This is a genomic window from Streptomyces thermolilacinus SPC6 (assembly GCF_000478605.2).
Classification (GTDB): domain Bacteria; phylum Actinomycetota; class Actinomycetes; order Streptomycetales; family Streptomycetaceae; genus Streptomyces; species Streptomyces thermolilacinus.
The window spans coordinates 1,269,268-1,281,886 of the sequence record NZ_ASHX02000001.1 but is presented as its reverse complement, the minus strand read 5'-3'; the positions used below and the strand labels follow the sequence as shown (position 1 = coordinate 1,281,886).

The following is a 12,619-nucleotide window of genomic DNA, read 5'->3' as shown; positions in this document are numbered from 1 at the left end:
CCACGGCGCTGTCAGGGGCGGCGCGAGGCGAAGACCGAGTAGCGGCCCGACTCCACCAGACCGTCGTCCCCGAGCGGCGCGACCGCGAACCCCCGGTCGCGCAGTTCGGCGCACAGCACCTCGAGACGGCCCTCCGTGGCCGTGCCCGGCTCGTCGTGCACCTCCAGCGCGATCCGCCGGATCAGCGGCCAGTGCGCCTCGTCCACCCCGCGCAGCACCTCGGCCTCGGCCCGCTGGACGTCCACCTTCAGCATGTCGACGCGGTCCACGCCCTCCCGCGCGATCACGTCCGACAGCCGCCGGGTCGGGCACACGTACGGCACCTCCCGGAACTGGAACGCCAGCATCTCGTCCAGCAGCTCCACGTCCTCGCCCAGCTCCGCGGCCGCGGGCTTGTCGAGCACCTGGCGCTTGATGAACTCCCGGTCCGCCTCCGTCGCGGCGTGCGAGGAGCGCGCCGACATCGTCGTGTAGCCGGGGTAGAAGGTGAAGTCCGCCTCGCCGTCGGTGTCGGACAGCGCGCACCGGTGCAGCTTCGCCGGCACGCCGTACGCGGCCATGTTCCGCTCCAGCTTCTCGAAGACCGGAGGCAGCGGCTCGAAGGCGTGGATCGTGGCGTCCGGGCACACCGTGCGCGCGAACAGCGAGTAGAGCCCGATGTTCGCCCCCACGTCGAAGACCACGGCGTCCGGCGGGAGGGTCATCCCGTCGGGGAGGTAGGCCCGGCGGACGAAGATCTCCTCGTAGAGGAACGCGGTCTCGTGCGCGTTGACGCCGGCGATCCGGCTCGGGTCGATCCCCATGGCGCTCTCCTGACTGGTCGCGGGCATACGGCGCCTGACAGCGTGCCGAAGCGCGCTGACGGCGGGCTGATGCCGGTCACGGCCCGGCCGGGGCCGCCACCGGGGTCTTTCGCCGGGCCCTTAAGGAGGTGGCCGAGCGCCGCCCGCCTCCCTAGGGTCGGTCCTCAGCCAACCGGTCGGGGGAGACACGATGAGCGTTCTCGAGGAGATCGTCGAAGGAGTGCGTGCCGATCTGGCGGTACGCCGCAGGAAGGTGCCCGAGGCGGCACTGCGCGAACGGGCGGCCGCCGCAGGACCCCCGGTGGACTGCGCCGCCCTGCTGCGCGCGGGGGAGGGGCCCGCGGTCATCGCGGAGGTGAAGCGGGCCAGCCCCTCCAAGGGCGCGCTCGCCGAGATCGCCGACCCGGCGGCCCTCGCGGCCGAGTACGCGGCCGGAGGCGCCGCCGCGATCAGCGTCCTGACGGAACAGCGCCGCTTCGGCGGTTCGCTGGACGACCTGGACGCGGTCCGGGCGCGGGTCTCCGTCCCCGTGCTGCGCAAGGACTTCATCGTCGGCGCCTACCAGCTCTGGGAGGCCCGGGCGCACGGCGCCGACCTGGCGCTGCTGATCGTCGCCGCGCTGGACCAGCCCCTGCTGGCCGACCTCGTCGCGCTGGCCACGGAGATCGGCCTGACGCCGCTCGTGGAGGTGCACGACGAGGCGGAGGCGGAGCGGGCCGCCGCCACCGGGGCCCCGGTGGTCGGCGTCAACGCGCGCGACCTGCGGACCCTGGACGTGGACCGGGGGACGTTCGCGCGGGTGGCGCCCTACCTCCCGGACGACGTCGTCAAGGTCGCCGAGTCGGGGGTGCGCGGCCCGGTCGACGTCGCCGGGTACGCGATGGCCGGCGCCGACGTGGTCCTGGTCGGTGAAGCCCTCGTCACGGGCCCCGACCCCCGCGCGACGCTCGCCTCCCTGCTCACCGCCACCCGCCCGGTGCTCGGCGCGCACTGACGCCGCGGCGGGCGCCCCGGCACCGGTGGGCGGGGCTCCGCGCGCATGGGGTGGCCCGCTGCCGGTGGCCCCGCACCCCGGGGCGGCCCCGTGCGGGGCTCCGTATTCCGGGGGCTGCCCTGTGCGCGGCTCAGTACGCTGGGGGCGGCCCTGTACGTGGCCCCGCACTCCGGGGGCTGCCCTGTGCGGGGCCAGCCCCCGCTCGGCCCGCCGCTCCACCCGCTCCCAACCGCCCGCCACCGTCGTCGTACGCGCCCGCCCTTCCGGGGACACCGTCGTCCCGTCGCCGAGCCCGGCCGGGAGGCGGCGCACCAGCATCCGCACCCGCCCTCAGCCCGCCGCCGCGACCGCCTGTGACCGCTTCGTCGTGACGGCGGCCCACCGCTCCAGGACCGCGGCCGCCGTGCCCGAGTCGATGGACTCGGCGGCCCGTTCCACACCGGCCGCCAGCCGCTCGGTGACCGAGCCGGGGGGCCGCCCGTCCGACGCGGCGAGCGCCGCGAGGCCCGCAGCGGCGGACAGGAGGACCGCGTCCCGCACCGGGCCGCGCGCCCCGGCGAGCACCTCGCGGGCCACATGGGCGTTGCGTGCCCGGTCGCCGCCCCGCAGGGCGTCCGGGCGCGCGAGGGCCATGCCGAGGTCCCGCGGGTCGAACACCTCCGTACGCACCGTCGAACCGCTCACCGACCAGACCGTGGAGGTCGTGGTGACCGTCAGCTCGTCCATACCGTCATCACCCCGGAACACCAGCGCCGAGACCCCCCGCCGCGCCAGCACGCCCGCCAGCAGGGGCGCCAGCCGCGCGTCCGCCACGCCCAGGGCGATGGCCGCCGGGGAAGCCGGGTTGACCAGCGGGCCCAGCGCGTTGAACACCGTGCGCACGCCGAGCTCCCGGCGCGGCCCGGCCGCGTGCCGCATGGCCGGGTGGAACTCCGGCGCGAAACAGAACGTGATGCCCGTCTCCTCCGCCACCTCCGCGACATCGGCCGGGGGCAGGCTCAGCGCCACGCCCAGCTCCTCCAGCACATCCGCCGATCCGCACGCCGACGACGCCGACCGGTTGCCGTGCTTCACCACCCGCGCCCCGGCCCCGGCCGCCACGACGGCCGACATCGTGGAGACGTTGACGCTGTTGGAGCCGTCCCCGCCGGTCCCCACGATGTCCACCGCCGGCCCGGGCACGTCGAGCGGGACGGCATGCCGTCCCATGGCCCGTACCAGGCCCTCGATCTCCTCGACCGTCTCGCCCTTGGCGCGCAGCGCCACCAGCAGCCCGGCCAGCCGGACCGGCCCGGCGGCGCCCGACATCACCTCGTCCATCGCCCAGTCGGTGTCGTCGGCGGACAGACTCCTGCGCTCCAGCAGCGCGTTCAGCAATTCCGGCCAGCTCCGGGAAACCTGCGGTTCGGCGGTCACGGGAATTCTCCTTGGACGGCACCTGAGGGGAAATTCTCCGTCCAGTCTCCGCATGGCGAAGAACACCCACCAGACCACTGCCCGCTGAGAAATACGGACCAATCCGAAGGGGGAAGGGCCCATGGCCCTGCACATGGCCGTCGAGGTCGTCAGAGATTCCGGGAAATCCCTGACCGCCCAGATCCAGAGCTTCATCAAGAGGCAGATCGCCGAGGGAATTCTCCACCCCGGCACCCGCCTGCCGTCCAGCCGCAGGCTCGCCCACGACCTGGACGTCTCGCGCAGCGTCGTCGTGGAGGCGTACGGCCAACTCGTCGCCGAGGGCTACCTGGAGGCCACCCAGGGCGCCGGAACCAGGGTCGTCGCCCACATCGGCGCCACGCCGCCCGTCGTACCGACGCTGCTGGACGAGGGCCATGTGCCCGCCGTCCGCTGGGACCTGCGCACCGGCGGCCGCAACCTGCCGCCCTTCCCGCGCCGCGAATGGCTCGGCTGCTACCAGCGCGTCCTGCACTCCGCGACCCCGGCCGACCACGGCTACCCCCCGCTCGCGGGCGAACCGGGGCTGCGCGTCGAGCTCGCCCGCTACCTCGGCCGGGTGCGCGGCGTGCGCACGACCGCCGACCAGGTCATGGTCGTCGCCGGGTTCTCGCAGGCCCTGGGACTGCTGTGCACCGTGCTGGGCCAGGACGGCGTCGACGCGATCGGCATCGAGGACCCGGGCCACCCCGGCCAGCGGCAGTTCATCCGGGAGACCGGGCTGCGCCCCGTGCCCGTCCCGGTCGACGAGGACGGCATCGACGTCGAGGCGCTCGCCGCGACCGGGGTGCGCGCGGTCCTGGTCACCCCCGCGCACCAGTTCCCCACCGGCGGCGCCCTCTCCGAGCACCGCCGCGAGGCACTCGTCCGCTGGGCGCGCGACGTCGGCGGCCTGGTCGTGGAGGACGACTACGACGGCGGCCTGTGGTACGAGCGCGGCCCGCGCCCCCTCGCCCTCCAGCGGCTGGCCCCCGACCACGTCGTGTACGCGGGCACGGCCAGCAAGTCGCTCGCCCCCGGGCTGCGCCTGGGCTGGCTGGCCGCGCCACCCGACCTGCTCGCACGGCTGCTGCGCGCCCGAGCCCGCCTCGACCTCGGCACCGAGAGCCTCACCCAGCTGGCCTTCGCCGAACTGCTGCGCGGCGGACTGTTCGACCGCCACCTGCGCCGCCTCAACGCCCGCTGCCGTGACCGCCGCGACGCCCTGGAGGAGGCGGTGCGCCGGTTCCTGCCGGGCGCCTCGGTCATCGGCCGGGCGGCGGGACTGCACGCCTACGTCACGTTGCCCCGCCACACCGACGAGGCGGCGCTCGTGGCCGCGGCGCCGCGCCGCTCGGTCGTGGTGCGCGGCGGCGCCGCCTTCCACGTCCGGCCCCGTTGGGACGCGCCCGCGCTGGTGGTGGGCCACGCGCACCTGCCGCGCTCCGGCGTGGCGGAGGCCGTCCGGGCCCTCAGCGAGGCGTGCCGCCCCCGCTGAGGGCCGCCGTCGCGCCGCTGCCACGGGCCGTCGCCAGGAAGTTCTCCATGATGGTCAGCCCACCGGTCGTCATGATGCTCTCCGGGTGGAACTGCACGCCCTCGACGGGCAGCGTGCGGTGCCGCAGGCCCATCACATAGCCGTGATCAACGGCGACGGCCGTGGTCACCAGGTCGTCCGGCAGCGGCTCGGCGACCACCAGCGAGTGGTACCGGGTGGCCTCCAGCGTGTGGCCCAGCCCCGCGAACACCCCCGCCCCGTCGTGCCGCACCGTGCTGGTCCGCCCGTGCATCACCTGGTCGGCGACCTCGACCCGCCCGCCGTGGGCCAGCGCGATCGCCTGGTGGCCCAGGCACACCCCGAGCAGCGGCACCCGCCCGGCGAACCGGTGCACCAGCTCGACATGGCCGGACTCGGCGGGGTGCCCGGGCCCGGGCCCGAGGACCACCGCGTCGGGGCGGGAGGCGACCAGCTCCTCCGGAGAGCGGGTCAGCGACCGCACCACCTCGGTCCGGGCGCCCAGCGTGCGCAGATACTGGTCGATGATGTGGACGAAACTGTCGTACGCGTCGATCAGCAGAACCCTCGGCTCGCTCACGGCAGCAGCTCCTCACCGGTCAGCGCCCAGTGGGCGGCCCCCATCTTCGCCAGCGTCTCCCGCCACTCCGCCTCCGGCTCCGACTGGGCCACCATGCCCGCCGAGCTCTGCGTCGAGTACGTCGTCCCGTCGTACTCGACCGTGCGGATGCACAGCGCGAACTCGCTCCACCCGCGCACGTCGGCCAGCCCGACCGCCCCCGCGTAGCTCCCGCGCCGCTCCCGCTCCAGACCGTCGATGATCTCCATGGCCCGCACCTTCGGCGCGCCCGTCATCGTCCCCGCCGGGAACGTCGCGCGTACCGCCTGCCAGGTGTCGACGCCCTCCTCCAGACGGCCGGACACCGTCGAGACCAGGTGGAAGACGTGGGAGTAGCTCTCCACCGCCATCAGCCGGTCCACCGGCTGGGTGCTGGGCCGGCTCACCCGGCCGATGTCGTTGCGGCACAGGTCGACGAGCATGATGTGCTCCGCCTGCTCCTTGACGCTCTCGCGCATCTCCTTCACGCGCCGCTGGTTCTCCTCCTCGTCCGCGCCGCGCCGCGCGGTCCCCGCGATCGGGCGCATCAGGATCTCGTCGCCCTCGATCCGGAAGAACAGCTCCGGGCTGGCGCCGATCAGCGTGCTGCCCGCCCGGGGCATCAGGTACATGTACGGGGAGGGGTTGCGGGCGCGCAGCCGCCGGTACACGTCGACCGGCGTCAGCGTCGTCCTCACATCGATGCGGTGGCCGATCTGGATCTGGTAGATGTCACCGACCCGGATGTGCTCCAGGCAGATGTCCGCCCACTCCAGGAACGTCTCGCGGCTGACGCTGTCGCTCACCGACAGCGGGGCGGGCGCCTCGGGGACGGCCGCCGGGCGCCCGTCGGCCCGCTCCCGGGCCGCTTCGCGGGCCATCGCCACGACCTCGTCCGGGGCGCCGTCGGCCCGCCGCGGGAACGCGGCGCTCTCGGCGCGCAACAGCCGGGCCTCACCCGTCGTCAGGTCGTACCAGACGGTGTCCCGGAACAGGGTGAGCGTGATGTCGGGCCCGTTCGGGGCCTTCGTCCTGGCGGGCAGCGTCTCCATGTGCCAGACCGACTCGTACGCGAACGAGGTCAGGAACCCGAAGGCGTACGACGTGACGGGGACGTCCGTGGCGACGTCGAACAGCCCCTGCGCCCGCGCCAGCAGCTCCCACACCCGGCCGCCGTCCCCGGGCAGGGCGAGCCGGTGCCCCGGCCCGCCCGGCGCCGACACCTCCGGCCGCAGGCCCGCCCCCTCGGCGGCCGACAGCAGGGGCCCCACCACGCCGGGGACGCCGTCGATCTCGACGTGACCGCCGAACACCCGGATCTCCGCCAGGCGCCCGAAGCCGACAACGGCCCACCGGCGGTCGGGCTCGGCACCGTCCACGCTCTCGAAGAGGAAGACGTCCTCCTCCCCGCGAGCCGCGCGCAGCCGCTCGTACACACCGAGGGAATCGTGCTGGGGCAACCGGGTCGCGGTGACCCGCACCGCGATGTGTTCCGCTCTTCGCATGGTGAACTCCCGTCGAAATCCGTGCGATCAGCAAAACAGCGGGTGCGGCGGCCGTGCCAGACCAATCAACCGGCGCTCATGCGGACCACTTGGCCGATCCCTTGACCCCGTAGGCCCGTTGCACTGAGCTGATCGGTGTTTCCCACCCGGCGATTCAGCAACAGTGAAGGGAACCCGAACCGATGAATTCACCCACCGAATCCTGGCGGGCCTTACCCGCCGCCCAGCAGCCGCCGTGGCCGGACCAGACGGAACTGCGCGCCGCGACCGAGTGGCTGAGCGCCGTGCCCCCGCTGGTCTTCGCCGCCGAGTGCGACCTGCTGCGCCGCCGCATGGCGGCGGTCGCCCGGGGGGAGGCGGTGCTCCTCCAGGGCGGAGACTGCGCCGAGACCTTCGAGCGGGTCACCGCCGACGCGATACGCGGCAAGCTGCGGACGCTGCTCCAGATGGCCGTCGTCCTCACGTACGCCACCGCCATGCCCGTCGTCAAGATCGGCCGGATGGCCGGCCAGTACGCCAAGCCCCGCTCCTCACCGGTCGAGAGACGCGACGGCACGGAGCTGCCCTCCTACCGGGGCGACGCCGTCAACGGCCTGGAGTTCACGGCCGAGGCGCGGCGCCCCGACCCGTGGCGCATGCGGCGGATGTACGAGAGCTCCGCCATGACCCTCAATCTGGTACGGGCCCTCACCACCGGCGGTTTCGCCGACCTGCGGCAGGTGCACGCCTGGAACCGGGGGTTCGTCGCGGACTCGCGGGCCGGTGAGCGATACGAGAAGCTCACGGACGAGATCGAGCGCAGCCTCGCCTTCATGCAGGCGTGCGGCGTGGACACCGGTGAGCTGGGAACGGCCGAGTTCTTCGTCGGCCACGAGGGCCTGCTGCTCGACTACGAGTCGGCCCTCACCCGCGCCGAGCCGGACACCGACCGCACCTACGCCACCAGCGGCCACCTGTTGTGGATCGGCGAGCGGACCCGCGACCTCGGCGGCGCCCACGTCGAGTACTTCTCCCGTGTGCACAACCCCATCGCCGTCAAGCTCGGCCCGACCACCACCCCCGACACCGTGCTCGGCCTCGTCGACCGGCTCGACCCCCGGCGCGAGCCCGGCAGGCTGACCTTCGTGGTCCGTGCCGGCGCCGACCGGGTCCGGGACGTGCTGCCCGACCTGATCGAGAAGGTCACCGCCGAGGGCGCCCTCGTCTGCTGGGTCAGCGACCCGATGCACGGCAACACCGTGACGGCGCCCAGCGGACACAAGACCCGCAGCTTCGACACGATCCTCGACGAGGTGCGCGGCTTCGTGGAGGTCCACCGGGAGCTGGGCACCCATCCGGGCGGCGTGCACGTCGAACTCACCGGCGACGACGTCACCGAGTGCGTCGGAGGCGGCAACGCGGTGCTGCCCGAGAACCTGCACCACCGCTACGAGACGGCCTGCGACCCGCGCCTGAACCACACCCAGTCGCTGGACCTGGCGTTCCTCCTCGCCGAGATGTACCGGGACCGGGACGGTGCTCAGGCCCCGGCCGGCGCCTCGTCGATGACCGTGTAGGGCGGCTCCCCGGCCAGGTAGAAGTGGTCGCCGGGGAACGTCCGGTACCGGAACGGCCCCCGCGTCCGGTCCCGCCACGCGGCGACGTCCTCGATCCCGACCTTGGGGTCGCGGTCCCCGACCAGCGAGGTGACGGGGCACCGCAGCGGTGCGCTCATGCTCGGCCGGTACGAGGCCAGCATGCGGAAGTCGGCGCCGATGTAGGGCATGACCAGCTTCACGAAGGCCGGGTTGCCCAGCAGTTCGGCGTCGGTGCCGCCCAGTTCCATGAGCGTCCGCACGACCGACTCGTCGTCCCAGGTGGTGGCCGCGTCCGGGTCCGGCCGCAGCAGGTGCGGCGCCCGGGCGCCCGAGGCGACGAAGTGCGCCACCTGGACCCCCTCGTCCTCCAGCGCCCGCACCACCTCGTACCCGACGATCGCCCCCATGCTGTGACCGAAGAACACGGTGGGCCGGTCGTCCGCCCAGGGGAGCAGCGACGCGGCGATGTCGGCGGCCATCGCGGTGAGCTCCGTGGCGGGGGGCTCCGCGACGCGTTCGGCACGGCCCGGGTAGCACACGGCGTGGACCTCGAACCCGGTGAGGGCCTTGCCCCAGGCGCGGAAGAAGTAGGGCGAGCCGCCGGCATGCGGGAAACAGATCAGCCGCCGGTCCGCGAACGGCCGTGGCTCGACGCACTGTATCCACATCTTCCTGCCCCCAAGGCCCCGCGTCGTGTGTGTCGCCTCCACGATCCAGAGCGGGACTGACACGCCGCTGACGCAGCCACCCCGCCCCCGCCCGGCCGCGCCGCCTCGTGTCCTCGTCCCGGGCGTCCACGCCCTCGTGCTCCCGGACGCCGGGGTGGACCGGGCTCAGTGCTCGCAGAGGGAGAACTCCCGCTCGTAGAGCTGCTCGTTGTGCTCGGCGACGAAGAACTTGCGCTCCCGCATGAGCTCTTCGCGGAACCTCCTGGCCTGTTCGAGGGTCATGGTCGTCGTGTCCGACCACGGCTGCTGCGGGGGCACATCGGACGTCGAGACGATCGCCTCCGACGGGTCGACCAGGAAGAACGCGAGGATCTTGCGGTGTCCCGGGCGGGTGGGGTCCATGAGACGGAACGATTCGACGCGGTGTTGCAGGACGTTCGGGAACGCCAGGCAGCGGCCCGCCGGGGTCCATGCCGCTCCCAGCACCTGGTTCAGCGCGTCCTCGTTCTCCAGGCCGTAGACCTCCCGCACCCCGTCGTCGTCGTTCTGCTCGTAGTACGGGTCGTCGACTGCCGCCCGGAAACCCAGCCGGCTCTCGGTGATGTTCTCGCTGTCCCAGTAGTAGATGCCGGTCGAGACGATCCGCTCGTTCAGCATCCCCTCGACATGCCAGGAGCCGCCGGGGTACTCGGGCTTGTCCGGGGTGAGGTGGATGGTGGCCAGCTTGACTATGACCTGGAGACGGCGGCCGCGCAGGTCGACCCGCGCGGAATCGCCGGGCACCTCGGGCGGGGTGAAGGCCGGGGCGTCCGGGACGATCGGGCGGCGGTTCTGCCGCCAGTCGTCGTAGGCCGCTTCCCACGCGCGGACGGCTTCCCCGTAGGCCGCGTCGTCACTGTAGGAGGACTTGTCCGGGTACTCCGGCTCCGAGTCGTACCAACCGAAGGGATCGGCCTCGATCCGCGGGGGCCGCGGATGGCGCAGGTCGGTGAGCGCGTTCTCCAGCAGGGGGCGGAAGCGCGCGAACAACTCCGGCAGCACGTCGGCCAGTTCGCGATGTTTCTCGGGGTGGACGTTGTTCACGTAGGAACGGAAGGTGACGTCGCCGTCGTCACTGACGTCGACGTCCGTGGGCAGCCACTGGAACCTCTCGGAGAACTCGTGCTTCGAGTAGAGGTTCGTCGGGTTCCGCCAAGTCTGCTCGGGCGCGCCGCTGACCTCTCGCACCAGGCAGAACAGTGAGGGATGAACCAGATCCAGCACCTGGCCGTCGGACCCCGGATGCCAGTCCTTCTCCTCCTCGGGGACCTGTTCCAGGACCCGGACCGCCTCGCGCAGCCGGGACCTGAGCCCCTCGTCGATCAGGGTGTCCGACTGCCACACCCCGTCGACCCCGGAGACCTCGGCGCCGGTTCGGTCATCCCGCAGCGCGGCGTAGTGCGCGAGTTCGGCGAGCACGTAGCGGACCTGCGCCTCGGTGAGGCCCTGGGTGAGCGCCTCCTGCGTCCACCTGGCGACGATGTCGGCGTCGTGCATCTTGTCGTACCATCCGGGCTTCTCCCGGATACGTGAGCTGAACTGCGTCATCTGAAGCTCCCGCAGTGTCCGGGGCGGCGCGAGCGACAGCGAACGGGAAGCCTCGAAGGGCATCGGGAAGGCGGGCAGGCCGGTCAACTCTTCTGATCCTCCCAGTCGGTGTGCGGTGGCGGGAAGGATACGCGAGCGGTCTGACACCCGGCCGTCGTGGCCCGCGGCGGTCCGCGGCACGGCCGGGTGCCGGCCGGAGGCCCGGCGCGCGGTGCGGCGCCGGGCCTCCGGTCGTGCGTCCCCGGCCCGCGTGTGCGGGCCCTCTGGGCCCCGCCTCGTCGTCACCGCGGTGCGGCGAGGCGCCAAGCCGTCCGGCTACCCGGCGTAGGTCTCGTACTCGGCGACCCGCGGGGTGGCGGTCGAGCCGGTGATCTCGAACGTGATCTTGCTCAGTGTGGTGCGGGGAACGGAGATGACTCCCGCGCCGCTGCCGGAGGTCAGGACGGCGCCGGTGTCGGCGTTGACCACCCTCCAGGACCTGATGGCGCCCACGGCGCCGGACGCCTCGCGGATGTTGATCAGCGACACGGTGGTGGGGGAGCTCCACTTGATCGAGATGGCGCCGGTCGGACCGGTCGGTGACCAGTACGTGCTCATGCTGCCGTCACGCACGTTGCCGTAGCTCGTCCCGTCGGCCTTGCCGGAGCCGTCGGACCCCGCGCCGATGCTGAGGTTGGTCCCGGAGGGGGACGTCGGACCCGGCGTGGTCGGGGTGGGCGTCGGGGTGGGGGTCGGAGTCGGGGTCGGGCTGGTCGGGGTGGGCGTCGGGGTCGGGGACGGCGTCTGCGGGGAGCAGCTGCCGTCCGAGACCCGCAGGCCCTTGTTCGCGCCCGCGGTCTGGCTCACGATGCCCGGCACGCACCGGGCGTCGTCGAGGGCGTAGGCGTAGGGGACGCTGACCGTGGTGTTGGACTGGGGGTTGGGTCCGGCGGGCTTGTAGTCGGTTCCGGGGCTGGACCAGGTCACGTTGTCGAAGACGTTGCCGCCGACCTGCCAGTAACCGGCCGCGTCGGTGTAGAAGGTGCCCAGGACGTCCTTGGAGTCCTCGAAGTAGTTGTTGTCCACCTTGGCGCGGGCGCCGGCCCGGGAGTTGATGCCCGACTCGTTCAGCCGCACGTAGTGGTTGTTGTAGATGTGGGCCGTGCCGCCGCGCAGCAGGGGGGCGCGGGAGTCGATGTTCTCGTACAGGTTGTGGTGGTAGGTGATGTAGCCGTTGGAGAGGTCGCTCTCGCTGGAACCGACCAGTCCGCCGCGGCCGGAGTTGCGCAGGACGCTGTAGGAGAGGGTCACGTACTGGGTGTTGGCCTTCATGTCGAAGAGGCCGTCGAAGCCCTCCGACTCCCCGCCCGACGCCTCCAGCGTGACGTGATCGACCCAGACGTTGCGGACGTTGCTCTCCATGCCGATGGCGTCGCCGCCGTTGGACGTGGGCGAGCCCGACTTCTTGACGTTCCGGACCGTCACGTTCTGGATGATGATGTTGCGGGCCTCCCGGATGTGGATGCCCACCTGGTCGAACAGGGCGCCGCTGCCGACTCCGACGATCGTGACGTTGCTGATCTGCTTGAGCTCGATCACGCCGTCGGCGGTGCTGCAACTGGGGCCCGACACCTTGCTGGTGTTGCCGTGGTTGATGGTCCCCTCGACCTGGATGGTGATCGGGGTGCTGCTGCTGGCCCGGTTGCACAGCGCCGCGTGGATCGCGGTGCCCGTGGTGGCCCGCACCGTCTGCCCGCCCGCGCCGCCGGTGGTCCCGCCGTTCTGGGTCGCGTAGCCGGTGGCGCCGCCGACCGCCGCGGATGCCTCGGGCGCCGTCAGCACCGCCCCGGTCGCGGCCACCAGTGCCGTCGTGGCCAGCGCCGCGTAGAGCCGCAGTCCGACTGGTCGTCTCATCCTCGCCTACCTTTGTTGTCCGGTACATGTCATATCTGGTTCTT

Annotated in this window: 10 protein-coding genes; 3 read left to right on the top strand and 7 right to left on the bottom strand. The window is 72.7% G+C overall.

Going from position 1 to position 12,619, the window contains the following annotated elements; translation table 11 throughout:
* Positions 1-11: 11 nt before the first annotated feature.
* The gene (locus J116_RS05300; RefSeq protein WP_028963704.1) at positions 12-830 is read right to left on the bottom strand and encodes an FkbM family methyltransferase; all 819 of its coding nucleotides are present in this window, start codon (positions 828-830) and stop codon (positions 12-14) included.
* Positions 831-993: 163 nt separating this feature from the next.
* Here J116_RS05300 and trpC point away from each other — a divergent pair, with 163 nt between their 5' ends.
* Entirely contained in the window at positions 994-1,797 is an 804-nt protein-coding gene (gene trpC, locus J116_RS05295; RefSeq protein ID WP_023586049.1) for an indole-3-glycerol phosphate synthase TrpC, read from the top strand.
* Between the two features lie 330 nt (positions 1,798-2,127).
* Here the strand turns inward: trpC and trpD are convergent, their stop codons facing one another.
* Positions 2,128-3,219 (bottom strand): anthranilate phosphoribosyltransferase, encoded by a 1,092-nt coding sequence (gene trpD, locus J116_RS05290; protein WP_028963703.1) that lies wholly within the window; start codon positions 3,217-3,219, stop codon positions 2,128-2,130.
* Positions 3,220-3,334: 115 nt separating this feature from the next.
* On the opposite strand from trpD, the gene pdxR reads away from it, so the two are divergent.
* Positions 3,335-4,729: a MocR-like pyridoxine biosynthesis transcription factor PdxR gene (pdxR, locus tag J116_RS05285; RefSeq protein ID WP_023586047.1), complete on the top strand. Its 1,395-nt coding sequence runs from the start codon at positions 3,335-3,337 to the stop codon at positions 4,727-4,729.
* Here the strand turns inward: pdxR and J116_RS05280 are convergent.
* Together J116_RS05280 and J116_RS05275 are read right to left on the bottom strand one after the other, a co-directional pair.
* Entirely contained in the window at positions 4,704-5,327 is a 624-nt protein-coding gene (locus tag J116_RS05280; protein ID WP_023586046.1) for an anthranilate synthase component II, read from the bottom strand. The genes pdxR and J116_RS05280 overlap by 26 nt on opposite strands.
* Positions 5,324-6,850 (bottom strand): anthranilate synthase component I family protein, encoded by a 1,527-nt coding sequence (locus J116_RS05275; protein WP_028963702.1) that lies wholly within the window; start codon positions 6,848-6,850, stop codon positions 5,324-5,326. Before J116_RS05275 ends, J116_RS05280 begins: the two co-directional genes overlap by 4 nt.
* A gap of 182 nt (positions 6,851-7,032) precedes the next feature.
* Between J116_RS05275 and J116_RS05270 the strand changes: the two genes are divergently transcribed.
* Entirely contained in the window at positions 7,033-8,406 is a 1,374-nt protein-coding gene (locus J116_RS05270; RefSeq protein ID WP_023586044.1) for a class II 3-deoxy-7-phosphoheptulonate synthase, read from the top strand.
* Here the strand turns inward: J116_RS05270 and J116_RS05265 are convergent.
* The 3 genes from J116_RS05265 to J116_RS05255 form a co-directional block, all read right to left on the bottom strand.
* Positions 8,370-9,095 carry a thioesterase II family protein gene (locus tag J116_RS05265; protein ID WP_023586043.1) on the bottom strand — a complete coding sequence of 242 codons (726 nt, stop codon included), beginning with the start codon at positions 9,093-9,095 and terminating at the stop codon, positions 8,370-8,372. The two genes, J116_RS05270 and J116_RS05265, sit on opposite strands and share 37 nt — an antisense overlap.
* A 165-nt stretch (positions 9,096-9,260) precedes the next feature.
* A complete protein-coding gene (locus tag J116_RS05260; protein WP_023586042.1) occupies positions 9,261-10,769 on the bottom strand; it encodes a DUF4246 domain-containing protein in 1,509 nt (502 codons plus the stop codon).
* A gap of 228 nt (positions 10,770-10,997) precedes the next feature.
* Positions 10,998-12,575: a pectate lyase family protein gene (locus J116_RS05255; RefSeq protein WP_023586041.1), complete on the bottom strand. Its 1,578-nt coding sequence runs from the start codon at positions 12,573-12,575 to the stop codon at positions 10,998-11,000.
* Positions 12,576-12,619 lie beyond the last annotated feature (44 nt).

Bases quoted from the DNA above. Each gene is read 5' to 3' on its own strand.
- J116_RS05265 (WP_023586043.1), bottom strand. From the start codon at position 9,095: ATGTGGATACAGTGCGTCGAGCCACGGCCGTTCGCGGACCGGCGGCTG.
- trpC (WP_023586049.1), top strand. From the start codon at position 994: ATGAGCGTTCTCGAGGAGATCGTCGAAGGAGTGCGTGCCGATCTGGCG.
- pdxR (WP_023586047.1), top strand. From the start codon at position 3,335: ATGGCCCTGCACATGGCCGTCGAGGTCGTCAGAGATTCCGGGAAATCC.
- J116_RS05255 (WP_023586041.1), bottom strand. From the start codon at position 12,575: ATGAGACGACCAGTCGGACTGCGGCTCTACGCGGCGCTGGCCACGACG.
- J116_RS05275 (WP_028963702.1), bottom strand. From the start codon at position 6,850: ATGCGAAGAGCGGAACACATCGCGGTGCGGGTCACCGCGACCCGGTTG.
- J116_RS05270 (WP_023586044.1), top strand. From the start codon at position 7,033: ATGAATTCACCCACCGAATCCTGGCGGGCCTTACCCGCCGCCCAGCAG.
- J116_RS05300 (WP_028963704.1), bottom strand. From the start codon at position 830: ATGCCCGCGACCAGTCAGGAGAGCGCCATGGGGATCGACCCGAGCCGG.